Origin of the sequence: Faecalibacterium sp. An121, assembly GCF_002160915.1 — a bacterium.
In the GTDB taxonomy this organism is placed as follows: Bacteria; Bacillota; Clostridia; order Oscillospirales; family Ruminococcaceae; genus Faecalibacterium; species Faecalibacterium avium.
Window position 1 is genome coordinate 26,318 of record NZ_NFLM01000004.1, and the last position, 25,033, is coordinate 51,350.

23 protein-coding genes and 1 tRNA gene are annotated in these 25,033 nt (G+C 61.2%); 21 read left to right on the plus strand and 3 right to left on the minus strand.

Annotation, left to right across the window (positions count from 1 at the left end; translation table 11 throughout):
• Positions 1 to 152 precede the first annotated feature (152 nt).
• From B5E66_RS03015 to hslO, 12 genes are all read left to right on the plus strand, one after another.
• Complete coding sequence (locus tag B5E66_RS03015; RefSeq protein WP_087228518.1) at positions 153 to 464, plus strand: YerC/YecD family TrpR-related protein; 312 nt, start codon at positions 153 to 155, stop codon at positions 462 to 464.
• Between the two features lie 67 nt (positions 465 to 531).
• Complete coding sequence (locus B5E66_RS03020; protein WP_087228520.1) at positions 532 to 858, plus strand: hypothetical protein; 327 nt, start codon at positions 532 to 534, stop codon at positions 856 to 858.
• Between the two features lie 204 nt (positions 859 to 1,062).
• Positions 1,063 to 1,716: an HAD-IA family hydrolase gene (locus B5E66_RS03025; protein ID WP_242958068.1), complete on the plus strand. Its 654-nt coding sequence runs from the start codon at positions 1,063 to 1,065 to the stop codon at positions 1,714 to 1,716.
• A 21-nt stretch (positions 1,717 to 1,737) separates the two neighbouring features.
• Complete coding sequence (locus B5E66_RS03030) at positions 1,738 to 3,642, plus strand: SGNH/GDSL hydrolase family protein (protein ID WP_087228522.1); 1,905 nt, start codon at positions 1,738 to 1,740, stop codon at positions 3,640 to 3,642.
• Between the two features lie 55 nt (positions 3,643 to 3,697).
• Positions 3,698 to 3,898: a hypothetical protein gene (locus B5E66_RS03035; RefSeq protein ID WP_087228524.1), complete on the plus strand. Its 201-nt coding sequence runs from the start codon at positions 3,698 to 3,700 to the stop codon at positions 3,896 to 3,898.
• A gap of 69 nt (positions 3,899 to 3,967) precedes the next feature.
• Entirely contained in the window at positions 3,968 to 4,708 is a 741-nt protein-coding gene (locus B5E66_RS03040; RefSeq protein WP_087228526.1) for a YjjG family noncanonical pyrimidine nucleotidase, read from the plus strand.
• A gap of 42 nt (positions 4,709 to 4,750) precedes the next feature.
• Complete coding sequence (locus tag B5E66_RS03045; protein WP_087228528.1) at positions 4,751 to 6,661, plus strand: ABC-F family ATP-binding cassette domain-containing protein; 1,911 nt, start codon at positions 4,751 to 4,753, stop codon at positions 6,659 to 6,661.
• A 20-nt stretch (positions 6,662 to 6,681) separates the two neighbouring features.
• A complete protein-coding gene (locus tag B5E66_RS03050) occupies positions 6,682 to 7,224 on the plus strand; it encodes a Gx transporter family protein (RefSeq protein ID WP_087228530.1) in 543 nt (180 codons plus the stop codon).
• A gap of 190 nt (positions 7,225 to 7,414) precedes the next feature.
• Positions 7,415 to 9,868: an endopeptidase La gene (gene lon / locus B5E66_RS03055; protein ID WP_087228532.1), complete on the plus strand. Its 2,454-nt coding sequence runs from the start codon at positions 7,415 to 7,417 to the stop codon at positions 9,866 to 9,868.
• A 21-nt stretch (positions 9,869 to 9,889) separates the two neighbouring features.
• Positions 9,890 to 10,507, plus strand: a complete 618-nt coding sequence (gene yihA, locus B5E66_RS03060; RefSeq protein ID WP_087228534.1) for a ribosome biogenesis GTP-binding protein YihA/YsxC — start codon at positions 9,890 to 9,892, stop codon at positions 10,505 to 10,507.
• Positions 10,497 to 11,258 (plus strand): class I SAM-dependent DNA methyltransferase, encoded by a 762-nt coding sequence (locus tag B5E66_RS03065; protein ID WP_087228536.1) that lies wholly within the window; start codon positions 10,497 to 10,499, stop codon positions 11,256 to 11,258. The genes yihA and B5E66_RS03065 overlap by 11 nt, the downstream gene beginning before the upstream one ends.
• Positions 11,251 to 12,150: an Hsp33 family molecular chaperone HslO gene (gene hslO, locus B5E66_RS03070; RefSeq protein WP_087228538.1), complete on the plus strand. Its 900-nt coding sequence runs from the start codon at positions 11,251 to 11,253 to the stop codon at positions 12,148 to 12,150. The genes B5E66_RS03065 and hslO overlap by 8 nt, the downstream gene beginning before the upstream one ends.
• Before the next feature lie 78 nt (positions 12,151 to 12,228).
• On the opposite strand, the gene B5E66_RS03075 is transcribed toward hslO, so the two are convergent.
• Both B5E66_RS03075 and B5E66_RS03080 read right to left on the minus strand, forming a co-directional pair.
• The gene (locus B5E66_RS03075; RefSeq protein ID WP_087228540.1) at positions 12,229 to 13,374 is read right to left on the minus strand and encodes a sporulation protein YqfD; all 1,146 of its coding nucleotides are present in this window, start codon (positions 13,372 to 13,374) and stop codon (positions 12,229 to 12,231) included.
• A 14-nt stretch (positions 13,375 to 13,388) separates the two neighbouring features.
• Positions 13,389 to 13,679, minus strand: coding sequence for a YabP/YqfC family sporulation protein (locus tag B5E66_RS03080; RefSeq protein ID WP_087228542.1), 291 nt, complete (start codon positions 13,677 to 13,679; stop codon positions 13,389 to 13,391).
• A 107-nt stretch (positions 13,680 to 13,786) separates the two neighbouring features.
• Here B5E66_RS03080 and B5E66_RS03085 point away from each other — a divergent pair, with 107 nt between their 5' ends.
• Positions 13,787 to 14,848 carry a hypothetical protein gene (locus B5E66_RS03085; protein WP_087228544.1) on the plus strand — a complete coding sequence of 354 codons (1,062 nt, stop codon included), beginning with the start codon at positions 13,787 to 13,789 and terminating at the stop codon, positions 14,846 to 14,848.
• 54 nt (positions 14,849 to 14,902) lie between these two features.
• On the opposite strand, the gene B5E66_RS03090 is transcribed toward B5E66_RS03085, so the two are convergent.
• A tRNA-Thr gene (locus B5E66_RS03090) sits at positions 14,903 to 14,978 on the minus strand.
• A gap of 294 nt (positions 14,979 to 15,272) precedes the next feature.
• On the opposite strand from B5E66_RS03090, the gene B5E66_RS03095 reads away from it, so the two are divergent.
• From B5E66_RS03095 to speE, 8 genes are all read left to right on the plus strand, one after another.
• Positions 15,273 to 16,235 (plus strand): PhoH family protein, encoded by a 963-nt coding sequence (locus tag B5E66_RS03095; protein ID WP_087228546.1) that lies wholly within the window; start codon positions 15,273 to 15,275, stop codon positions 16,233 to 16,235.
• A gap of 37 nt (positions 16,236 to 16,272) precedes the next feature.
• Entirely contained in the window at positions 16,273 to 16,764 is a 492-nt protein-coding gene (gene ybeY / locus B5E66_RS03100) for an rRNA maturation RNase YbeY (RefSeq protein WP_087228548.1), read from the plus strand.
• 87 nt (positions 16,765 to 16,851) lie between these two features.
• Entirely contained in the window at positions 16,852 to 17,799 is a 948-nt protein-coding gene (gene era, locus B5E66_RS03105) for a GTPase Era (protein ID WP_242955903.1), read from the plus strand.
• Positions 17,800 to 17,958: 159 nt separating this feature from the next.
• Complete coding sequence (recO, locus tag B5E66_RS03110) at positions 17,959 to 18,747, plus strand: DNA repair protein RecO (protein WP_087228550.1); 789 nt, start codon at positions 17,959 to 17,961, stop codon at positions 18,745 to 18,747.
• A gap of 4 nt (positions 18,748 to 18,751) precedes the next feature.
• Positions 18,752 to 21,169: an endonuclease MutS2 gene (locus tag B5E66_RS03115; RefSeq protein ID WP_087228552.1), complete on the plus strand. Its 2,418-nt coding sequence runs from the start codon at positions 18,752 to 18,754 to the stop codon at positions 21,167 to 21,169.
• 113 nt (positions 21,170 to 21,282) lie between these two features.
• Positions 21,283 to 22,125 (plus strand): N-acetylmuramoyl-L-alanine amidase family protein, encoded by an 843-nt coding sequence (locus B5E66_RS03120; RefSeq protein ID WP_087228554.1) that lies wholly within the window; start codon positions 21,283 to 21,285, stop codon positions 22,123 to 22,125.
• A gap of 559 nt (positions 22,126 to 22,684) precedes the next feature.
• Entirely contained in the window at positions 22,685 to 24,133 is a 1,449-nt protein-coding gene (locus B5E66_RS03125) for an aminotransferase class I/II-fold pyridoxal phosphate-dependent enzyme (protein WP_087228556.1), read from the plus strand.
• Positions 24,134 to 24,158: 25 nt separating this feature from the next.
• A complete protein-coding gene (gene speE, locus B5E66_RS03130) occupies positions 24,159 to 25,013 on the plus strand; it encodes a polyamine aminopropyltransferase (RefSeq protein ID WP_087228812.1) in 855 nt (284 codons plus the stop codon).
• The last annotated feature ends 20 nt before the right edge of the window (positions 25,014 to 25,033 follow it).

The window sequence follows — 25,033 nt, forward strand, 5'->3', positions numbered from 1 at the left end:
AAAGTCTGACTTGTTAAGAAGAGCGCGGCGTCCGGTGGGATGCCGCGTTCTTTTTGCCTGGAGCAGAAAAGAGGAAAATGCCTCTTGACTTTCACGCTTTTAGGTGCTAAAGTGGATAGGTAACCACCCGCCAGGAAGTACAGGAGGCATTTATGTTTGAAAAGAACCCCAGACACAACGCTATGACCGACGCGCTCTTTGACGCCATCCTCAGCCTCGAGACGCGGGAGGAATGCTATCAGTTTTTCGATGACCTGTGCACGGTGAAAGAGATCGCCGATATGTCCCAGCGGCTGGAAGCCGCCAAGCTGCTGCTGCAGGGCAAGACCTATGAGCAGATCGTCAAGTCTGCCGAGATCAGCACCGCCACCATCAGCCGGATCAACCGCTGCATCCAGTACGGCTCGGGAGGCTACCAGGCCATCATTGAGCGCGTCCAGGAGAAGGAAAAGAACGGCCGGTGACGCACATCCGGGCGGCGGGCGGCATAGACTGGCGTATCCCACGAGAGGAAAGGAAGGGTACCCGCCTATGAACACCACCCCGACCGCCCCATATCCCGGCAGCCAGGCCGCCTCGATGGACCAGGTCGTTTTGGATCTGCTGGAGGGCATCGCCATGCAGGAGATGGCCCTGAGCGGAATCCTCAACGCCGAGAGCCAGAAGATGGTCACATCCTTCACCATGGAGGGCATGGACCTGAACCGACTGCTGGAGCTGAACGATTCGGCCGCCAACATGATCCACGCCGCTGCAAATCTTGGCCTGGTGCTCAAGGATAAGCTGGAGTTCGTCACCAACAACCTGCCCTATACGGGCAACAGCGGCATTGCCGACGGTGGCAACCCTGCCGGCTGACCGCCCGCCTGGCGCCGCAAGTGCCCGCCCCATGTGCTGGGACGGGCGCTTTGTGTTGCTTGAAGGCGCGTAAACAGGCGGATTTTGGAGGCGGATCAGGGTAAAAATGGAAAATTCGTTAAATCATACGCTTGGAATTGCCCCCCGGGGCAAATTGTGCTATACTACCTACTGTATATCTATGCAATAAAGGAGGAGCGCCGTTTGTTACCTTACGATGCTGTCCTGTTTGATGTGGACGGGACGTTGCTGGATTCGGCCCCGGGCATCCTTTCCACCTTGCGGGAAGTCTTTTGCAAGATGGGCACAGACATCTCGGGCGTGGATCTGATGCGCTATGTGGGGCCGCCCCTGCGCAGGACCTTCGGTGAGTATTCCACAGACGAGGCCTGGATCGAGCGCGCCACCGACCTTTACCGCGACAGTTATGCGGTCCGGGGCTGCCATATGTGCAAACCCTATCCCGGCGCGGCAGAAATGCTGCGCCGTTTGAAGGACGCAGGGCTGATCCTGTGTACGGCCACATCCAAGCCCACGCAGGTGGTGACCCCCATTTTGGAGGAACAGGGACTGGCGCCCTGGTTCGACCTGATCGCCGGCGCCTCGATGGACAAAAGCCGGGATACCAAGACGGAAGTGATCCAGTATGTGCTGGACCAGCCTCTGCTGCAGGGCAAACGGGTCCTGATGGTCGGGGACCGGCACGATGACATGAGGGGCGCGGCGGCCTGCGGTTTGGACGCGGCGGCGGTGCTCTATGGCTATGGCAGCCGGGAAGAGCTGGCGCCCTTCAAGCCCAGACTGTATGCCGAAAGCTGCCAACAACTGGCGGACCTCCTGCTGGGGGCGCCGCTTTGACGGAGAGATGGGGAAGATAGCATGAGTCGAAATTCACAGTCAATGACACCGATCCAGAAGCAGGCGGTGCTGGTGTGCGCCATCTGTGCTCTGGCTATTTTGATCACGGCCAGCGTCACCTATGTGCTGCTGGCCACCAAGGGCAGCGGTGCTTCCAGCACGGTCACCCAGGTAGAGGAGCCCAGCGACCTGGCGACCCATTACCAGGTGGACACCCAGTCGGCCGCCCTGCTGACCGAGACCGCCGACGCAGGAGAAGCCTATCTCAACGACACCCTGTTTCTGGGCGATTCCAACACAGTGCGCCTGTACAACAACGGCCTGATCTCGCTGCAGCAGTTCTGCGCCAAGGAGGGCATCGGCATCCAGAGCGCCATTTCGGAGCAGCTGGTCACCTTCAAAGGCACCGATCAGCGTTATACCATGGCGGAGGCGGTGGCCATGATGAAGCCCCGCCGGGTGGTCATCACCCTGGGTACCAACGACAACGGGATGGATGTGGATACCTTCATCAACTACTACACCCAGTTTGTCCAGAGCATCCAGGCCAGCTATCCCTACACCGATATCATCGTCAATACCGTTCCGCCGGTGCCGGAGAACCACTCCAACTACCCGGACACTTCCCAGGAAAAGATCGACGACTTCAACATGGCCCTGCTGACCATGTGCGAGAACCTGGGGGTCAAGTTCCTCAACAGCGCCGAGGTGCTCAAAGATCCCTCCAGCGGTTTTGGACTGAGCGATTATTATATCGACGGGGACATCCATCTCAAAAGCAGCGGCCTCAAGGCAGTGCTGAACTATCTGACCACGCATGCCTATGAGACAGAAGACCGCCGCCCGGATACCAGCAACATCCCCACCCGTACCCTGGAGTACACCAGCAACCCCAGCGACCCCGTAGCGCCCAGTTCTTCGCAGGCAGAGGCCGGCGAGACCTTCCAGGCCCGCTACCGCATCGACCAGACCGGCGGTACCCTGACCAGCGGGGATGTGTCGGGCGAGACCTCCCTCAGCTTTGACGTCACGGCGGACGATTCGGTCACCGTGACGGCGGTGCCTGCGGAGGGCTACTTCTTCGTCAACTGGAGCGACGGTGTCACCACCCCGACCCGTACCGACAGCGGCTTCAAACAGAATCTGGATGTGACCGCTGTTTTCTCCCGGGCCTCTGTGGAGATCACCGGCGAGGGCAGCGGCATCCTGGGGATGAACTATACCTTCCGTGCCAAGCTCAGCGGCCAGTATGCAAATGCCGAGAACCTGCGCTGGTATGTCAACGGCGTGGAGTCCAGGGACGCGGCCGGCAGGACCTCCATCACCTTTATCGTGGACCCCATCCTGGCCAATCAGACCTATACGGTCTACGCGACGGTCAGCTACAACGGCAGCCAGGTGGTCAGCAATACCTTGACCGTCTCTTTTGAGGGCGGAGTTTCCTCCGGTTCCTCCAGCTCTTCCAGTTCCTCGGAGAGTTCTTCCAGTGAGAGCGCTTCCGGATCTTCTTCCGGCAGCTCTTCTTCGGAGGCGGCTTCCGGATCTTCCAGCTCTGCCGGCAGTTCGTCCGGCGCTTCCTCGGAGGACGGTTCGCAGGAAGTTTCGGCTTCGTCCAGCAGCTCGGCTTCCACAAGCCGTCCCAGCTCTGGTTCTTCCAGCAGCAGGCCGTCCTCTTCCGGCAGCTCTTCGGGAAGCTCCTCCAGTTCTTCGGGCAGTTCCTCCAGTGCCAGCAACTCCTCCAGCAGCCGTCCCGCTTCTTCGGGCAGTTCCTCTGCTGCGGGCAGCTCTTCCAGCTCCCGTCCGAGCAGTTCTTCCAGTGAGGCGCCCGCCTCTTCCTCCAGCTCCTCCAGCTCTTCCAGCGAGGAAACAGGCAGAGGCCAGGCGCTGGACTCTCTGATGGATACCATCTACGGCACGGGCGACTGACGAGGGAACCTTCTCCCGCCGGCTGCATAAGCTGGAAAGAGAGGAGGCGAGAGCGATGCATGTCCCTGAAATGCATGAATACACCCTCTCCCTGCCAGGCGCAGGCGACGTGACCAATGGCAGCGTCGATTACTACGACATGGACTGGGAGATCACCGGAGGGCCCGGACCTCTGGAAGAGAAAGGCTGGATGGCAGACAGCCATCCGGAAAGCGCGCCGCGCCCCGCCGGCAGCGGCACAGATCCAAAAGAATGAAGGACAGGGCCAGCTCTGCACGGGCGGGGCTGGCTTTGTCTTGTATACGTTGAGGGAAAGGGAAGGACCATGGCAAAATACTATTGCATTTTGTTTGACGCAGACAACACTCTGCTGGACTTTGATGCCGCCGAGAGCAAGGCCCTGGCTGAAACGCTGGTCCAGTATCACATCGAGCCGTCCAACGAGACGGTGCATAAGTACCGCGAGATCAATGAGGCCCTGTGGCGGCAGCTGGAAAAAGGCCAGATCCGCCGGGAGAAGCTGGTGAACGAGCGCTTCACCCGGTTTTTGAAGGAGATCGGGGCTTCGGGCAACGGCGCGGAGATGAACCGCTATTACCTGAACCAGCTGTCCAGCCACCCGGACCTGATGGTGGGCAATGTGCTGGATGTGCTGCATGAGCTGGCCGAGGTGGCCACCATGGCCATCGTGACCAACGGCTTTGACCGGGTCCAGAGCCGCCGGGTGAAGGAATCGGGCATCGCCGCCTACATGGAAGATGTCTTTGTGTCCGAGCGGCTGGACAGCGAAAAGCCCAACCGCAAGATCTTCGACACCGCGCTGCGCACCCTGGGCGTTGAGAACCGGGAGCACGTGTTGGTGGTGGGGGACAGCCTGACCAGCGACATCCAGGGCGGCATCAACGCCGGTCTGGATACCTGCTGGCTCAACCGGGATCATGCGGAGAACCCGGGCCAGGTGAACCCGACCTATGAGATCGACCAGCTGGAGCAGCTGTACCAGATCGTGATGGAACCGGACGAGCTGGCCCGCGTGGGCCAGAAGAACCGGCGGCATCAGGTCTGAACCGAGCTGCCCCGGCCATGAATACAGTGTGGGGAAAAGAATATGTTGATGAACCTGGAACAGATCGGCAAGAGCTTTGGGGAGAAAGTGGTGCTGCAAAACGTAACGGCCAGCGTCGAGCGGGAGGACCGCATCGGCATCGTGGGCCAGAACGGTGCAGGCAAGACCACGCTGCTCAAGATCCTGACCGGTGAATATACCGATTATGCCGGCGAGTTCAGCCTGACCCACGGGGTCACCCTGGGGTATCTGGCCCAGAACGCCAAGCTGGACGTGACCCTGGACGTATACGGGGAGATGCGCTCTACCTTTGCGCCGGTGCTGGATGCAATGGCACAGATGCAGGTGGTGGAGAAAAAAATGGCGGCCCATCCTGCCGACCCGGCCCTGCTGGAGCAGCACGCTGCGCTGCAGGCGGTGGTGGATGCCGCCGACGGCTACAACATGGATGTGAACATCAAGAAGGTGCTCAGCGGCATGGGCTTCCCCCAGGATACCTGGGAGAAGGGCGTGGGGGTGCTTTCGGGGGGTGAGCTGACCCGGCTGCGCATCGCCAAGCTGCTGCTGGAAAAGCCCGATATCCTGATCCTGGACGAGCCCACCAACCACCTGGACTTCACCACCATGGAGTGGCTGGAAAATTATCTCAAGACCTATTCCGGCGCGGTGCTGGTGGTCAGCCACGACCGCTACTTCCTGGACAACGTCTGTACCAGGATCTGGGAAGTGTCGGGCCAGACCATGACCGTCTACAAGGGCAACTTTTCGGCCTATCTGCCCCAGAAGGAGGCGGCCGACGCCCTGCGGCAGAAGCAGCACGACGCCGATGTGGCGCTGGCTGAAAAGCTGCAGGATTACATCGACCGGAACCTTGTGCGGGCTTCCACCACCAAGATGGCCCAGAGCCGGCGCAAACAGCTGGAAAAGCTGGAGATCACCGAGGCGCCCAAGGATGAGACCAACAAGCTCAGTTTCCGGTTTGAGTATGACATCGAGCCATGGAACGAGCTGGTCATCATGAAAAACCTGACCATCAGCGTGGGGGGCCGGGTCCTGCTGGAGCCCTTCACCCATACCGTCTGCCGGGGGCAGCGGCTGGTGATCGCCGGCCCCAACGGCGCCGGCAAGTCCACCCTGATGCAGGTGCTGGACGGCAAGCGCCGCCCCTCGGGCGGGATGGTGCGGCTGGGTACCGGGGCACGTCCCAGCATTTTTGAACAGCAGCAGCACCGGGCCGGCGCCGGTCGGGTGATCGACGCCATCTGGGACAAATACCCCCAGATGACCGAACTGGAAGTGCGCAGCCATCTGGCGCGGCTGGGTTTCCGCGGGGAGACGGTGTTCAAGGACTGCAGCTCCCTGTCGGGCGGCGAACTGGCCCGGCTCCGCTTTGCGGAGATCGTGCTGGAGCGCCCCAACCTCCTGTTTCTGGACGAGCCTACCAACCACCTGGACATCTACACCCGTGAAAATCTCACCGAGGCGCTGATGGCCTATACCGGTACTTTGCTGCTGGTCACCCATGACCGGCATCTGATGAACAGCCTGGCCTGTCCCATCCTCTATCTGGAGGACGGCAAGGCATCCATCTATCCCAGCTACGATGCGCTGATGGGACGGTCGGCTCCTGCCGCGCCGGCAGCGGAAAAAAGCGACGCTGCCGCAAAGGCCGGCTATGGCAAGGAACAGCGCCGCCGCCGGGCCGAACTGCGGGCCAAGATCAAGGCCTGCGAGGAGGAAATGGAAAGGTGCGGCGCCCGGGAAGTGGAGCTGGACAACGAGATCAACTCCCCTGAGGTGTACAACGATCCCCAGCTGCTGCGCCAGAAAAGCGACGAGCTGGAGGATCTGCGCTTCCATCAGGAGGAACTGTTTGCCGCCTGGGAGGCCGCCGTCGAAGAACAGGAACAGTATGAGCGGTCCCTTGAGGACACGGAGAACACCGGGGACTGAACCCCGGGCAGGAGGCAGATATGCAGCAAGGCAACCGTCGCCCTTCCAAAGCAAAACAGACCGCCCTTTCGGGGATGCTGTTCGCCCTGGCCATGGCCCTTTCTTTTGCAGAAGGTTCTCTGACCATACCCGGCCTGCTGCCCGGCATGAAGCTGGGCCTGGCCAATGTGGTGGTGATGTATGCGCTGCTGTTCATGGGGGCCGGGCAGGCTCTGATCCTGGATCTGCTCAAAGCGCTCTTTGTCTTTTTGGTGTCCGGCCCCACGGCAGGATTCCTTTCCCTGTGCGGGGGGATGCTCTCGCTGCTGGTGATGTGGCTGCTGTATGATGTGCTGCCGGTGCGTCCCACCTGGTTCATCCTGTCGGTCAGCGGGGCCTTTGCACACAACATCGGCCAGCTGCTGGGGGCAGCCGCGATCATTTCCTCGTCGCTGTCCTTTTACTACGCGCCGGTGATGCTGGTGCTGGGGCTGGCCATGGGCGCTTTGACCGCCCTGGTCCTGCGGGCCCTGTTGCCGGCACTGGACAAGCTGGGGTATAATATAAGAGAACGACATCAGTAAAACAGCTTTTGCGGCACAGGCTGCCGAAGCTGGAAAACTTTCGCTGCCTGGCAAAAGCAGTGGGACCCATTGCAACAGCCGCGGCAAGCAGCTATAATACAGGGACGGGGCCTGCAAGGCCGGCCCTTTCTCGAGAACAAAGGCTGTGCCCTGCGCGATACTGGGGCCGCAGCCTTGGGAGGTTCACACAATGTCTGAGAAAGTTACGATCAAGGTGGAGCGGCAGGTGCTCCATCTTCCTGCCATTGCCCTGCGCGGGCTGGTGGTCTTCCCAAACAACCTGGTCCATTTTGAGGTGGGCCGTGAAAAGAGCATCGCCGCCATCGAATGGGCGATGAGCAACAATTCCAACGTGTTCCTGGTGGCCCAGAAAAAGATGGACACCGACGAACCCGGCTGGTCGGACCTGTTCACCTATGGCGTTGTGGCCGAGATCAAGCAGGTGCTGCGGGTCTCGGACGAGCTGGTGCGGGTGCTGGTGGAGGGCAAATACCGCGCCCGCATGACCCAGCTGGACAACGAAGGCAAGTTCCTGCTGGCGGCGGTGCAGCCTGCGCCCGTGCAGAGCGTCCGGGAGGAGGAGACCCTCCAGGCGGACGCTCTGGTGCGCAGCCTCAAGAGCGTCTTTGACGAATACCTCGCTTTGAACCAGCGTCTGGCCAAGGATGTGGTGTTTGCCATCGTGTCCAGCGATGACCCCGTCTTTTTGAGCGAGTACATCCCTGCCAATCTGCTGCTGCGCTATGAGGACAAGCAGGCGGTGATGGATGAGAACACCCTGATGGGCCGACTGGAAAAACTGATCGAGCTGCTGCGCCGGGAGTGCCAGGTCATGCAGATCGAAAAGGAGATCAGCGACAAGGTCAACGAGTCGATGGACAAAAACCAGCGGGACTACTACCTCCACGAACAGCTGAACATCATCAGCAGCGAACTGGGGGAAGGGGACGACACCCACGCTGAGGCAGAGGACTACCGCCGCCGCATCCTGGCCCTCCAGCTGGGGGAGGAGAGCGAGCAGAAACTGCTGAAGGAAGTGGACCGTCTGGCCCGGATGCAGGGCAGCAACCAGGAGGCCACGGTGATCCGCACCTACCTGGATACCTGTCTGGACCTGCCATGGAATACCTTCACCGAAGATGATCTGGATATCGTCAAGGCTCAGGAGATCCTGGACCGGGACCACTATGGCCTGAAGAAGGTCAAGGACCGCATCCTGGAGATGCTGGCTGTCCGCAAACTGGCCCCCGATGTCAAAGCCCAGATCATCTGCCTGGTGGGTCCTCCGGGCGTGGGCAAGACCAGCATTGCGCGTTCCATCGCGGCCTGCCTCCATCGCAAGTACGTCCGGCTCAGCCTGGGCGGCGTACGGGATGAGGCGGAGATCCGGGGCCACCGGCGCACATACATCGGTGCCATGCCCGGCAAGATCATCAGCGCCATGATCTCGGCCAAGAGCCAGAACCCGCTGATCCTGCTGGACGAGATCGACAAGCTGGCAGGGGATTTCCGCGGCGACCCCGCCGCCGCCCTGCTGGAGGCGCTGGACCCCGAACAGAACAATACATTCAAGGACCATTTCCTGGACATCCCCTACGATCTGAGCCACGTCCTGTTCATCACCACGGCCAACGACCTGGGCAGTATCCCGGCGCCTCTGCGGGACCGAATGGATATCATCGAGTTGCCCAGCTATACCCGCGTGGAAAAATACAACATTGCCCGCCAGCATCTGCTGCCCAAGCAGCTGGAGCTGTGCGGCCTGACCGGCAAGGTGACTTTGTCCAAGGGAGCCCTTTACGGCCTGATCGACGGCTATACCCGGGAGGCAGGCGTCCGCAGCCTGGAGCGCATCATCACCAGTGTGCTGCGCAAGTGCGCCCGCAAGATCGCCGCCGGTGAGACGGAGAAGGTGTCGGTCACCGAGTCGATGCTGGAAGAACTGCTGGGTCCCCGTGTGGTCAAGCCGGAGTTCCTCAACCGGGACAATGCCGTGGGCATCGCCAACGGCCTGGCCTGGACCAGCGTAGGCGGCGAGACGTTGCCCATCGAGGTGCAGGTGATCGAGGACGGTTCGGGCAAGATCACCGTCACCGGCTCTCTGGGCGACGTGATGAAGGAGAGCGCCCAGCTGGCCATCACCTATGCCCGGGTCCATGCGGCGGAATACGGCATCGACACCGAAAAGCTGAAAAAGTGCGATCTGCACATCCACGCCCCGGAAGGCGCCATCCCCAAGGATGGCCCTTCGGCCGGCGTCACCCTGACCACCGCCCTGATCTCCTGCCTGTCCGGCCGCCCCGTGCGGGGAGATGTGGCCATGACCGGTGAGATCACCCTGCACGGCTATGTGCTGCCCATTGGCGGCCTGCGTGAAAAGAGCATGGCGGCTTACCGGGAGGGGATGAAGCTGGTGCTGATCCCCAAAGACAACGAGAGCGACCTTTACGATGTGGACGAGGAGGTCAAGCAGAACCTGACCTTCATGCCTGTTTCCACTTTGGAGCAGGTGCTGGATACGGCGCTGCTCAAGCCTGCCAAGTCCATGCCCACCCGGCGCACCCGGGCCAGAAAGCCCAAGACCAGCGACGCCATCCTGCCGCCGCCGGCCGAAAAAACGCCGCAGCCGGGGGTCGTCTGCTGAACCGATCCAAAGGGGGAAACCATGAATTACAACAAAGCGGCCTTTCTGGCAAGCTATGGCATTTCCAGCCAGCTGCCCGACAGCGGGCGGCCTGAGATCAGTTTTTCGGGCCGGTCCAATGTGGGCAAGTCCAGCCTGATCAACAAGCTGTGCAACCGCAAGAACCTGGCCCGGGTGTCCAGTACGCCGGGCAAGACCGCCACCATCAATTTCTATGAGGTGGACAGCTGCTATTTTGTGGACCTGCCCGGTTACGGCTATGCCAAGGTCAGCAACGCCGACCGTCAGCGCTGGGATGAGCTGATCAACAGTTATTTCGACGCCCAGCGCAACCACACCCTGCTGGTCCAGCTGATCGACTGCCGCCACGACATCAGCGCCGACGATGCGCAGATGCTGCGGTATCTGCACTATCACCAGATCCCCTATGTGGTAGCTCTGACCAAGGCCGACAAGCTGAAAAAGAGCCAGCTGGAGCAGACCCGCCAGGCCTTTGAGAAGGTATGCCTGACCTTTGGGTGCAAGGCTGTGGTGCTGACCAGCGCCGAAAGCGGCTATGGCATTCCTCAGCTGCAGGCCATCCTGGACGCCGCCGTTGCGGGGGCGCCGGGCGAGGGAGAACAGACGAATGGCTTATAACGAATTTGCCTATTTTTACGATTCCTTCAATGAGGATGCAGATTACGAGGCGCTTTACCGCCATGTCAAAGGCCAGCTGGACGCCCATGGCATCACGGACGGCATTCTGGCCGATCTGGGCTGCGGCACCGGTGAGCTGACCCTGATGCTGGCCCAGGCCGGTTACGATATGATCGCCATTGACCAGTCGGAGGAAATGCTCTGTGTGGTACGGGACAAAGCCGACCAGCTGGAGCTGACCGGCAGGCTCCTTCTGCTGCAGCAGGATCTGTGCGATCTGGATCTCTACGGCACCATTCGGGGGGCGGTGTCTACCTTTGATACCTTCAACCATCTGCCTGAGCTGGACAAAGCCATCGCCAACGCTGCTTTCTTTATGGAAAAGGGCGGAGTGCTGCTCTTTGATATGAATACGCCCTACAAACACCGGGAAGTGCTGGGCAACAACACCTTTACCTTTGCAGCGGACGAGGCGGACTGCGTCTGGAAAAACCATTTGGAAGAGGACGGGCGAAAAGTCCGCATAGCCCTGGATGTGCACGACCAGGAGACAGGGGAGCGTTTCCACGAGGAATTCTGTGAGTATACATATCCGCTGGACCAGATCCGCGCCTCGCTGGAGCGGCACGGCTTCACTTTGGAGTCCGTCTGCGATGGGGAGACGTTTGGCCCGCTGACCGACACCAGCGAGCGGTATTTCTTCTGTGCGGTCAAAAATTATACACAGCTGGAAGGAGAACAAAATGGCTGAATTGATCCGCGGTCTGTCCGAAAATGGCGGGATCGTATTTTGCGGTATAAATTCCACCGATATCGTCTGCAAAGCGGAGCGGCTGCACAAGACCAGCGCCACCTGCAGCGCGGCTCTGGGCCGGCTGCTGACCGGCGCGGCCTTGATGGGTTCGATGCTGAAAGATGACCGCGACCGCATCACCCTGCGTGTGAACGGCGGAGGGCCTGCCGGTCTGCTCATTGCCTGCACCGACGGCACCGGCAATGTCAAAGGCTGCATCGACCATCCGCTGGTCGAGATGCCTCCCCGGGCCGACGGCCATCTGGATGTAGGGGGTGCAGTGGGCAGGGACGGCGTCCTGACGGTGATCCGGGACAATAAACTCCAGAAGGAGCCGACCGTGGGGCAGGTGCCCCTGGTATCGGGTGAGATCGCCGAGGATCTGACGGCCTACTATGCTTACAGCGAGCAGATCCCCACGGTGTGCGCCCTGGGCGTTTTGGTGGACCCGGATCTGAGCATCCACTGCGCAGGCGGATACCTGGTGCAGCTGCTGCCCGGAGCCACCGATGCGGAGATCACCCGGCTGGAGGCCAACATCGCTGCCATGCCCTCGGTGACCGAGATGCTGCAGGCCGGTGCCACCCCGCGGGATATGATGGAAAAGGCGCTGGCCGGATTTGCACCCTCGGTGCTGGAGACCCGGCAGGTCTCTTACCGGTGCGACTGCAGCGAGGAGCGCACCCGGGAGATGCTGCTCAGTTTAGGCCGCAGGGAACTGGAAAAGCTCCGGGATGAGGACCCCCGGTGCGAGGTGGTGTGCCATTTCTGCCACAGCAAATATGAGTTTGACCTCAACCGGCTGCTGGCCGAACTGCCGCCCCAGGAGGAAGCTCCTGCCGCCCCGTGACGGCGTCTTTCCCGAAACGATGCTGCATATGAAAAAGCTGGCCGCGCTTTGGGGCACGGGCCAGCTTTTTTGTGCGGTCTAACGCTGTACGATATCTGCCAAAAGGGTATAGGTGACGGTATAATCCAGGCTGCCGGCCCGCATTTTCACCTGCTCTTTTCTGGCTGCGATCCGGGCGCCGGGCCATTCGTCCTCCAGCGTCTGGAGACAGTGGAGGCGTGCCATGGCCAGAGCCAGCCCGTCGGGGTAGTCGGTCTGTCCCGCTTCCGTTTGATATACGGTGGTCTCCTCGATGGAGACCGGCAGGGGAAACCCCGCAGGGGCCAGCTGGATGTGGCGCGTGACGGCACTGCCCTCTGCGCCGGCGCCCCAAAGGTTTGGAAGGGCAAGCTCCAGACCGCCGCAGCGCAAAAGCAGATGGGTGCGGGTGGTGCCGGTCAGCAGCGGGACCTGAGCGGAGAGGGGCTGCTGCCAGGCGGCCGTCCACTCGAACCGGGCGGTCACAGTGCCGGCGGCCGGGGCAAAAATAGGGGTGCCGTCCCGTTCGGTGCGGGATGTGCCGATCAAAGGCTGGCCTGCCTCCACCTGTTGGCCGGGAGTCACAAGGGCGGTGCCGCTCTGCAAATCCACCGCCTCTACCGTGCCGCCGGTCCTGGCACACAGCGTCTGCCACTTGCCCGAAAAGATGGCGGGGACCGGTTTAGCGGGAGTGACCTCCACCTGCAGCCTACCCCCGAAGAAATTGAGGCTGGCCCATGAGAATTCCCCGCTTTGCAGCAGGGCGTATTCGCCGGCGGCCAGCCGCTCCTGCGTGACATGTGCGCCGGGTTCCAGTCCGGCTCCGGTCCGCAGCACAATGGCGGCGCGAGCCTGCTGGCCGGTGGACAGGGCGTCGTAATCCACAGCCCAAACCAGGCTGCGGCTCCAAAGCAGAAGGGGCACAAAGAGGGCAGCCCCCACCCAAAGACCGGTGCGCCGGAACAGAGGGCGCAGACAGAAGAACAGCCCCATCCGTTTTTGGATGCGCAGCCGCACACGACGCCGGCGGGCCATGGAAGCCAGCCGCCGGTAACGCCAGGCGGCACACTGTCCCGCAAAGCCGTCCGTCCGGGCTGTGAGCCGGGAGAGATGGAGCCCGCCGCTGGCGGCTGCATTCAGCAGACCTTCGGTGTTTCCGCCGCGGGCCGTGAAGGATACCATGGCCCAGAGCTGCAATGCGTCCATCCGCCCGCCTCCTTTTATGTTCCGTCCGAAAAGTCGGTCCGCACAAACCGGCCCTGAAGTGTGATCCGGTGGGCTGCGAGGGACAGGATCTGCATCTCGTCCCCATACACCGTAAAGATGCCGCCGTACAGCTCCAGGCAGAGTTTGCTGCTGTCATAGGTGCGGATCTGCCGGAAGTTCTGGATCTCCATCTGGGTGCCGGTCATATAGACAGACGGCTGGCGGTAGATCCCCGCAGGGGGCTGGCGGAACAGCAGCTTGAGCCAGCCCTGCGGCGTAAGCCGCCTTTTGTGTTGTTTCGACACCGTTTTCCCTCCTGTTGGCAGCCCTGCGGCGGTGTGCGGACAGGCGCTCCGTTGGCCGGAATGCCGCGCCGTCCCTGTCCATATATATGGAAGCAGGGGGGCTGCTTATGTATTGCCGCTGCTTTTTTCAACGATGGGTGCTGGTCCTGCTGGCGCTGCTGACCGCGGCGCTGCCCTTTGCCGCGCCGGCAGCCTGCGCCCAGGCTTTGCGACAGGGACTGGTTCTGTGCGGGGGACCGCTGCTGCTGTCGCTGTTCCCGTTTTTGATCGTATCCACCCTGATGGTACGCAGCGGCGGCGGGGACCTTTTGGGCCGACTGCTGGCACCCGCCGCCCGTCTGGCCGGCGCTTCCAGCCCCTGTGCCGGCGGTGTGCTGCTGATGGGGCTGACCGGCGGCTTTGCCCCTGCGGCCAACGCCGCGGCCCAGGCAGTCCGCGCCGGGCAGCTGGACGCCCGGGAGGCAGCCTGCCTGCTGCCCGCCTGCATTTGTTCGGGCCCTTCCTTTGTGATCCTGACGGTGGGGCAGGGGATGCTGGGCAGCATGGCACTGGGCGTGCGGCTGTTTCTGGCACAGGCGGCGGCTGGGCTGGCCTCGGCGGCATTTCTGCGCTGTGCGTGCCGGCAGCGACGGCAGCCTGCCTCTGCCGGGACACCCCAGCAGCCTGTATGGCAGCCGGTACGGCTGGATGCGGTCATTGCCGAGGCTGCTGTGACGTATTGCAAGCTGTGCGGCTTCATTCTGTACTTTCGGCTGCTGGCGGGAGGATTGGGGGCATTGCTGCCCGGCAGCAGCCTCCCTGCCGCCATGCTGCTGGAGGTGTGTTCCGGCTGCGACCTGGCCGCCCGGAGCGGGCGGTGGGCCAGCTGGCTGTGCTGCGCAGCCATCAGTTTGCAGGGCCTTTCGGTGCTGCTCCAGGTGCGGACCATCTGCCCGCCGGAGATATCCTTCCGGCCTCTGCTGCTGGCGCGGGCGCTGCATCTGCCTCTGTCTTTGGGATTGTTTCGCCTGCTGCTCTGGCTGCCGGGCGGAGAACAGTCTGCCGCTGCTGTGCTGCACAAGTTCCCGGCCATCTTGCGCCGGGTGCCGCCGGACTGTGCACTGCTGGCCTTTCTGGGATGCTGTCTGATCCTCTGCCAGCTCTGCCGCAGCCTGCCGCCTCAAGAATGACGGAGATAAAACAAAAATCCCCGGGACCGTTTTCCACGATCCCGGGGATTTGGATGGAGCTACTGATCCGATTCGAACGGACGACCTGCTCATTACGAGTGAGCTGCTCTACCGGCTGAGCCACAGTAGCATACCACGTTTGCTGCAACGCAACCTATTCTATCACAAAAGACGCCGGGTGTCAAGCGATCCCCTTTGCCCTGCGGCGATGGAGAAAGCATGGGCCGTTTTGCTGGAAGGCAGCGGGCTGTGCCTACATGGTAAACCGCTTGAATACGCATCAAAAATTTTGTGTAATTTTCACAGTTTCCACTGTAAAGTTTTGGTGATATAATAAAGCATAGAATTATAGTCTGTGTTAAACTGGGCAGGTGCGCGGCACCTGCGCAAAATCCGATCCATCATTCAGTGCGGGAGGGAACCCATGGCAGAAAAGAGCATCGAACTGGACAGTGTAGAGATCGCCGCCGCTGTGTTTGGCAACTGCGACAGCAACATCCGCCTTCTGGAAAAAGAGTTTTCCGTCACGGCCACCTGCCGGGGCACCATGCTGCGCCTGGCCGGGGAGGAGGAGAATGTGGCGGCCGCAGCCCGGGCGGTGGAAAGTATGCTGCTCCTGATCGAGAACCACACGCCGCTGGAGGACCAGACCGTGCACTACTGCATGAGCCTGGCCCACGACGGCGAGGAAAAACGGGTCCGGGAGCTGACCGAGGACTTTGTGGCGGTCACCGTCAAAGGCCGGCCCATCCGGCCCAAGACGCTGGGGCAGAAGGAATATCTCAACGCCATCCGCACCCATCCTATCACCTTTGGAGTGGGGCCTGCCGGTACCGGCAAGACCTATCTGGCGGTGGCGATGGCGGTCAAAGCCTTCAAGGCAAAGGACGTCTCCCGCATCATCCTGACCCGGCCGGCTGTGGAGGCCGGCGAAAAACTGGGTTTTCTGCCCGGCGATCTGCAGCAGAAGGTGGACCCCTACCTGCGGCCTCTGTATGACGGCCTGCTGGATATGCTGGGCGCCGAGAGCTTTGAGCGTCTGGTGGAAAAGCAGCTGATCGAGGTGGCCCCCCTGGCCTATATGCGGGGGCGCACCCTGGACGATTCTTTTATCATTCTGGATGAGGCCCAGAACACCACACCGGAGCAGATGAAGATGTTCCTGACCCGGATGGGCAACGGTTCCAAGGTCGTGGTGACAGGGGACGTGACCCAGATCGACCTGCCCGACCGGACCCGCAGCGGCCTGGTGGATGCTTTGCAGGTGCTCAAGAATATTTCCGGGATCGCACAGTGCTATTTCAACGAAAAGGACGTGGTGCGCCATCGTCTGGTGCAGGAGATCATCAAAGCCTATGAGGCTGCCGCGCACCCCGCGAAACGCTGATGGTAAAGCGCCGCCAAAAGAAAGGAGCGGACTGACAATGTCCAATAAAGTTCTTATCACCAACGCGCAGAAGGCAGTCAAGGTGCCATCCGGCCTGCGCATCCTGATCCGCCGGGCCTGCAACGCTGTGCTCGAATATGAAAAGTTTGAGGGGCCGGCCGAGATCAGCGTCACCTTCGTGGACAACGCGGCCATTGCGGAGCTGAACAACCAGTACCGCAGCAAGCCCATGCCCACCGATGTGCTCAGCTTTCCGCTGGGCGAAGGCGGCCAGTACGACGTGGACGGCAACAACGGCTGCAAGATGCTGGGGGACATCGTCATCAGCATGGAGCGGGCCATGGAACAGGCCAACCTCTACGGCCATTCGCTGCAGCGGGAAGTGGCTTTTTTGACGGTCCACTCGATGCTGCATCTGCTGGGCTATGACCATGAGAACGGCGGCCTGGAGGCCGTCCGTATGCGGGAGCGGGAGGAAGCCATCCTTTTGCAGCTGGGACTGCCCCGCACGGTCAGTTATACCGAATGAGACCCGCAGCCGGGAAAGCAGGATGAGGAACAGCCCAACCCGGCAGATTGGCGGCTATACACCGAGGATGGAAAGAGAGTAAGACTTTTGAATCATACCGAGAATAAAACGACCGAACATACACACGAGGCGCGGACTGCCTCGGTCTTTGTGGCGGTGATCGGCCGGCCCAATGTGGGCAAATCCAGCCTGACCAACCTCCTGGTGGGGGAAAAGGTAGCCATTGTCACTTCCAAGCCCCAGACCACCCGTACCCGCATTACGGGCGTGATCACCAGAGGGCCCTTGCAGTATGTCCTGCTGGACACCCCGGGCGTCCACAAGGCCAAGAACAAGCTGGGCAAGCGGATGGACAAGACCGCCAGCGACTCGGTGGGGGATGTGGATGTGTCCATGATGCTGTTTGAACCCCATCCCGGCCTGAACGAGTCGGAGCAGATGCTGATCGACGCGCTGCGCCGCAGCGGGCCTGCCATTGCGGTCATCAACAAGATCGATCTGGTCAAGGACCCCGCCGAGCTGGAAGCACGCAAAGCAGAGCTGGAAGCGCTGGGCGTATTTGACCAGGTCTGCACCGTCAGCGTCCGGGACAACCGCAACTGTGAGCAGCTGTTTGAGCTGCTGAGCCGCTATGCGGTGGAGGGGCCCCATTACTTTGACGATGACGCCTACACCGATATGCCCGAAAAAGAACTGGTGGCCGAGCTGATCCGGGAAAAGGCGCTGCTGTTCATGCGGGATGAGATCCCTCATGGGCTGGCCGTGGTGGTGGAGCGGTTCAAGGAGCGCCCCGGGACCGACCTTGTGGACATCGACGTAAACATTTACTGTGAGCGGGAGAGCCACAAGGGAATGGTGATCGGCAAGGGGGGCGCCATGCTCAAAAAGATTGCCAGCGCCGCCCGGGTGGACTGCGAGGACTTTTTGGGCTGCCGGGTCAACCTGCAGTGCTGGGTCAAGGTCAAGCCGGACTGGCGGGACAATGAGTTCCTGCTCAACAGCTTCGGTTTCCGGCAGGACCCCGGCCGCAAGTGACCCTTTGCCCGGGCAGGCCGCCGCGACAGAAACGAGAAAGCGGGTGCTGACATATGGATGCTGAACGCTGCTGGCAGCGGTTTGCCCGAACCGGACGGATCGACCACTATCTGGATTACAGACGGGCCGCCGCCGCGGTGCCTGCCGGAGGAGGGTACGATGGACGAGTTTGTGATCATGGGGCTGGTGCTGCAGGAGATCGAGTACGGCGAGTCGGACCGGATCATCAAGATCCTGACGGCTGAAAAGGGGCTGATCTCGGCCTTTGCCAAAAACAGTATGCGACTGACCAGCCACCTTTTTGCAGCCTGCGGCCAGCTGTGCTATTCGGAATTTGTGCTGCGGCCCGGGCGGAACGCCGATGACAAAATGTACACCGTTGTGGAAGCGGGATACGAAACGGATTTTCGGGATATCATTTACAGCTTTGAGGCCCAGGGCGTCGCCATGTATATGGTGGAATACACCCTCGGCCTTTCCTTGGCGGACCAGCCCGCCGAGAAAGAACTCAAACTGCTGATGAACTGCCTGTATATGATCTGCAAGAAAAAAGCCGACCCCAAGATCGTCAAGGCGGTGTTCGAGCTGCGGATGTGCTGCGAGTGCGGTTTTTTGCCTCAGCTGCTCTGCTGCAGGGATTGCGGCGCTTATGACGGGGAACGCTTCTACCTGGATATGGAGGACGGCCATCTGCTCTGCGAGGACTGTGCAGCCAAAGCAAAGGTGGTCTGCAACCTGGATAAGGGGGCACTGTTCGCGGTGCGCTACATCTGTCTGGCAGAGGATAAAAAGCTGTTCGGTTTCCGGATCTCGGCCAGCAGCGCCGGATATCTCTTTGCTGTGGCCGAGCAGTACGCCCTGGCTCACATGGACAAGCCTCTGAATACCCTCAAGTTTTTGCGGTCCCTGTCCTCCTGGGACCCGGATCAAAAGCAAACAAAGGATTGAACCAATGGATACAAGTTTTTTTAAAACACTGGAGCTGAATAAGATCATCGAGCGGGCTGCCGCCGGATGCGTCTGTCAGGAGGCCAGGGCGAAGATGCTGGAGCTGACGCCCCAGTGCGACCCGGACGAGGTCCGCTATGCCCTGGAGCAGACCGACGCCATCAACACCCTCCTGATCAAAAACGGGTCGCCTCGTTTTGGCGGCGTGGAGGGGGTCAGCGCTCTGGCCACCCGTGCCGTCAAGGGGGGCGTCCTGTCGATGGGTGAGCTGCTTTTGGTGGCGGGCACCCTGCGCAACTTCCAGAATCTGAGCAGCTGGTACGGTTCCACCGACCACGATATGCTGCCCACCGACGACCTGTTCTACGCCCTGGCTCCTCAGCCCGGTCTGGAACAGCAGATCTCGGCCGCTATTCTGGCGCCTGACACCATGGCGGACACCGCCTCCCACACCCTGAACGATCTGCGCAAAAAGATCCGCGCCACCGAAAACGCCATCCGTGACCGTCTGGAGAATATGGTCCACAATATGGAGTCCTCCAAGTATCTGCAGGAGGCGGTGGTCTCGATCCGCAACGGACGGTATGTGGTGCCCGTCAAAAGCGAATACAGGGGCGAGATCAGCGGTATCATCCACGACGTCTCCTCCACCGGCGCCACCGTTTTCGTGGAACCCCAGGCCGTGGTGGAAGCCAACGCCCGCATCCTGCAATACCGGGCCCAGGAGGCCCAGGAGATCGAGCGGATCCTGACCGCTTTCACCAGCCAGGTGGCGGCCATCGAGCCCCAGTTCCAGTACAGCTACAAGGCCATGCTGGAGATCGACATCCTGCTGGCCAAGGCCCGCATGGCCCTGGAGATGAAGGCTTTCAAGCCCGCCGTCCGGTATGACGCTTCGTTCTCGCTGGTGCGCGCCCGCCATCCTCTGATCGACCCGGCCAAATGTGTGCCGGTGGATATCGCGCTGGGGCAGGACTATGACGCGCTGATCATCACCGGCCCCAACACCGGCGGCAAGACGGTGACCCTGAAAACCGCCGGCTTGCTGTGCGCCATGGCCCAGTGCGGTTTTTTGATCCCTGCGGATGAACGCAGCGAGGTCTGTGTCTTTCAGGAATACCTGGTGGATATCGGCGACGAGCAGAGCATCGAACAGAGCCTTTCCACCTTCTCGGGCCATATGACCAAGATCACCGGCATCCTTGAGCTGGCCGGCCCCGGCACCCTGGTGTTGCTGGACGAGCTGGGCGCAGGCACCGACCCCGCCGAGGGCGCCGCCCTGGCTGTCGCCATCATCGAGGAATTGCGCCGCCGCAAGGTGCTGCTGATGGCGACCACCCATTATGCCGAGCTGAAAGTGTTTGCCCTGGAGACGCCCGGTGTGGTGAACGCCAGCTGTGAGTTCGATCTGGAGACTTTGCGGCCCACATATAAGCTGAGCGTGGGTGTACCGGGCAAATCCAATGCATTCCTGATCAGCGAAAAGCTGGGCATCCCCGAGCGGGTCATCCAGGCCGCCAAGCAGCATCTGTCTGCCGATGACAAGCGGCTGGACGCCGTGCTGGGGCAGCTGGACGATCTCAAGCTTCAGCTGAAAGAGAGCCAGGACCAGGTGGAGCAGCTGCGCCACGAGGCGGCCCATCAGCTGGAAGACGCCCAGAAAAAGAAAGAGGAGCTGATCCGCCAGGGTGAAAACGAGCTGGAAGCAGCCCGGGCCAAAGCCCGCACCCTGGCCCAGCAGGTGGAGAACGAAGCCTACAATCTGACCGAGGAGCTGCGCCGTATCCAGAAGGATGAAAAGACCAGCGCCCAGCAGCGTGCCCAGCGTGCGCGGGAGATCGCCAAAAAAGAGTCGGCCAAGCTGTTTGCCAACTCGGACGTGGTCCACAACCCGGTGCGGGAATTTGTGCCCCTGAAAGAGGTGCGGGTGGGCCAGGAGGTCTGCATCGCGGAGCTGGGCCAGCTGGCTACCGTGCTGGCTCTGCCGGACCGCAACGGGGACGTCCTGGTACGGGCGGGCATCGTCAAAACCAAGGTGCCCCTGAAGGGCCTCAAGCAGCCGGATAAGATGGAAAAGACGCCCGCCGCCCCCAAGACCAAAGCCCAGCAGCGCTACACCCGCCAGACCGGGGATGGCAGCCGCTCGGGCGGCGGCCATGTGGAGCGGGTGCGCAGGGATGCCAAAATGGAATGCAACCTGCTGGGACTGACGGTGGATGAGGCGATCCAGGAAGCGGATTCCTTCATCGACCGGGCGATCCTGAACGGGCAGTCCACGGTCTACCTGATCCATGGCAATGGCACCGGCGCGCTGCGCAATGCCATCCAGAAGCACCTGCGGGGGCACCGGATGGTCAAGAGTTTCCGTCTGGGCCGTTACGGCGAAGGCGAAAGCGGCGTGACCGTCGTGGAGCTGAAGTAAATCGGGCCTTTTGTGAAAAATACAAGAAAACGGCCGCCCGTCTGTCATTTTGGGGCGGTCGTTTTCGTTTTGAAGTGAAGGGAGACCAAACAGGGAGGGAACGAAGGCACAGGATGAGAAAACAGCGCAGAAGGATCGCATCAAAACACAGCAGGCCGGTCCGCGTCGGCTGGCAGGCTGTCGCCCTGGCCGCCGCGGTAGCACTGGGCCTTGCTTTACGCATAGGCAGCGCACTGTACGGCGCACCGGATACCTACCGGGAAACCAGTGCCGTGGAGGAGCCGGGACCGGATTTCCGTCCCGAAGTGGGGGACCCGCCCTATGTGGTGGCTGTGGATGCAGGGCATGGGGGCAGTGACCCCGGCGCCACCGGGGTGGTGGTGGAGCGGGACATGACCGCTGCCACGGCCGAGGCGCTGCTGGCCTGGCTGAGGGCAGACCCCAATTATCAGCCGGTCACCACCCGTGCGGGGTATGATGTCACAGCCACCCCCACCGAACGGGTGCAGCAGGCCAACCGGCAGCGAGCCGACCTGCTGCTGTCCATCCACGGGAATTCTGCCGCCACCGAGGCAAGCGGCTTCGAGTGTTACCCCATTACGCCGGGGCGCACCTGGCATAGGGAGAGCGTTTATTTTGCGCGGCTGCTGGCGGAAGGGATGCAGGCCGCCGGCAGCACCCTGCGGGGGCAGGGCGGGGTGCGCTACATCTATTACCAGCAGGGGCAGAAGGTGCTGGCGGAGGCCAACGACCTGCAGATCCGGGACGAGGAGACTTTCACTGTGCTGGAGCAGGCGGACTGTCCGGCTGTGCTGGCGGAACAGTGCTTTGTGACGAATGCCGGGGACGTGGACCGGTTTGGAGACGCCGACGGCTGCCAGCTGGCCGCCAGAGTCTACTACCAGGCCATCTGTGCCTATTTCGGCACCACGCCTTTGGAGCAGGCCGCGCCGTAAAAGAATGGCCGCTGCGCACAGGCAGCGGCTTATTTTATCCGCTGTAAAAAGCCGGACGGCTGCGCTCATACGCGGTTTTCCGACAGAAAGGGATAAAGAATGAAAGGATTTTCACACAACTGCTTGACAAGTGAAAAAAACATGATACAATAAACTCGAAATGTGTGCGTTCCATGCACGCAAATAGATTAGGCCGGGCGCCCATCCGGGGCGCCTAAAGCTCATCGGACAGGGCTGGCCGCTGCCGCGTGTGGCGTAAAGCGCCACAACATTATTGAACGGGCCATGTGCCCGGAAATTTTATAAGTTGGTCCTTTTTGTAACCCCGTGCGGATGCGCACACCACTTGTGAAACGTCAATAAGAGCAGCAGAACAGCCCCTCGATCTATTTGCTGAAGCCCTCTTTGCAAGGTATGGCCCGGCGCCTGGCGCGCCATGTCCCGCCAGACGGGACGGCGGCCCCTTTAGAATGTTTCCACAAGCAGTGTGCCCGCAAGGGTGCGCTGCTTTTTATTTTGCGGCGCGGCAGGGAATCTATGCAGGAGAGGGAGATGTTCATTGGATCGGGAGCGTCAAAAAAGAGCGCCTATCTACGAGGCGCTGGAAAGGTTCCGACGGCAGAGGGTAGTACCCTTTGACGTGCCGGGACACAAGAGAGGGCGCGGCAACCCGGAGCTGGTAGAGCTTTTGGGAGAGCGCTGCGTCGGGATCGATGTCAATTCGATGAAACCGTTGGATAACCTTTGCCATCCGGTTTCGGTCATCAAGGAGGCAGAGGAGCTGGCCGCCGACGCCTTCGGCGCAGCCCATGCGTTTTTGATGGTGGGCGGCACCACCAGCAGTGTGCAGAGCATGGTGCTGACCGCCTGCAAGCCGGGGGATAAGATCATCCTGCCCCGCAACGTGCACAAGAGCGCCATCAATGCGTTGGTGCTGTGCGGGGCGGTGCCGGTCTACATCGACCCCAAAGTGGACACCGACCTGGGCATTCCGCTGGGGATGGAGGTGGAAGACGTGCGGGCCGCCATCGAGGCAAACCCCGATGCTGTGGCCATCTTCATCAACAACCCCACATACTACGGCATCTGCTCCGACCTGCGCAGGCTGGTGGAGCTGGCCCACAGCCATGGAATGCTGGCCCTGGTGGATGAGGCGCACGGCACCCACCTGTATTTTGGGCCGGCCCTGCCCCTCAGCGGCATGGCGGCCGGCGCGGATATGGCGGCCGTCTCGATGCACAAATCGGGCGGCAGCCTGACCCAGAGTTCGCTGCTTTTGTGCGGTCCCGGGGTCAATGTGGGCTATGTGAGCAATATCATCAACCTGACCCAGACCACCAGCGCTTCCTATCTGCTGATGTCCAGCCTGGATATCAGCAGGCGCAATCTGGCCATGCGGGGCAGGGAGAGCTTTGCCAAGGTGGTGGACATGGCCGAGTATGCCCGGCATGAGATCAACGCCATCGGGGATTACTACGCCTTCGGCTCCGAACTGATCAACGGCGGCAGCATCTATGACTTCGACGTCACCAAGCTGGCGGTCAACACCCGCGGGATCGGGCTGACCGGCATCGAGGTTTACGACCTGCTGCGGGATGAGTACGATATCCAGATCGAATTCGGGGATCTTTCCAACATCCTGGCCTATATCTCCATTGGGGACCGCATCCAGGACATCGAGCGGCTGGTGGGCGCGCTGGCGGATATCCGGCGCCTCTACTCCAAGCCCAAAAGCGACCTGTTTACGGCGGAATATATCACGCCCCAGGTCAAGGCCACGCCCCAGCAGGCGTTCTATTCGCCCAAGGAGAGCCTGCCCCTGCGCCAGACCGCAGGGCGGATCTGCACCGAGTTCGTCATGTGCTATCCGCCGGGGATCCCCATTCTCGCCCCCGGCGAAGTGATCACCCCGGAGATCATCGATTACATCGAGTTTGCCAAGGCCAAGGGCTGCTCGATGCAGGGGCCCGCAAGCGAGGATATCTCTGAACTGAACGTTTTGGCCTGAAAGGAGGATACATCCCATGCAGGAGATGGATTACTGGTTTGGCGAACTGCACACCGCCAACGTCAAGACCTGTATCCGGGTGGACCGGCAGCTTTACAGCGGCACCAGCGATTTTCAGCGGATCGATGTGTTTGATTCCCCTGAATTTGGCCGGTTCCTCACCTCGGACGGCAGCGTTATTTTTTCCGAAAAGGATGAGTTCACCTACGACGAGATGATCGTCCATGTGCCCATGGCGGTCCACCCCGACGTCAAGCGGGTGCTGGTCATCGGCGGCGGGGACGGCGGCGTCGCCCGGGAACTGTCCCACTACCAGGAGATCGAAGTCATCGATGTGGTGGAACCGGACAAGATGTTTGTGGATGTCTGCCGCAAATTCTTCCCCGACAACGCCTGCGGCCTGGATGACATCCGTGTGCGGGTGTACTACGAGGATGGCCTGCGATTTTTACGCGGCAAAGAGGATGAGTACGACCTGATCATCAACGACTGCACCGACCCTCTGGGCCATGCGGCCGGCCTGTTTACCAAAGAGTTCTACGGCAGCTGCTACAAGGCCCTGCGCGAGGACGGCATCATGGTCTACCAGCACGGCAGCCCCTTCTTTGACGAGGATGAGGAGACCTGCCGCGCCATGCACAAAAAGGCATACCGCTCGTTCCCCATCAGCCGGGTATACCAGGCCCATATCCCCACCTGCCCGGCAGGGTACTGGCTGTTTGGCTTTGCCAGCAAAAAGTACCATCCCATCAAGGACTTTGACCCCAAGCGCTGGAACAAGCGCAACATCAAGACCTGGTACTATACCACCCACCTGCACCGCGGCGCCTTTATGCTGCCGCGTTATGTCGAGGACCTTTTGAAAGAGGAAGAAGATTGATCCAGGGCCTGACCCTGGCG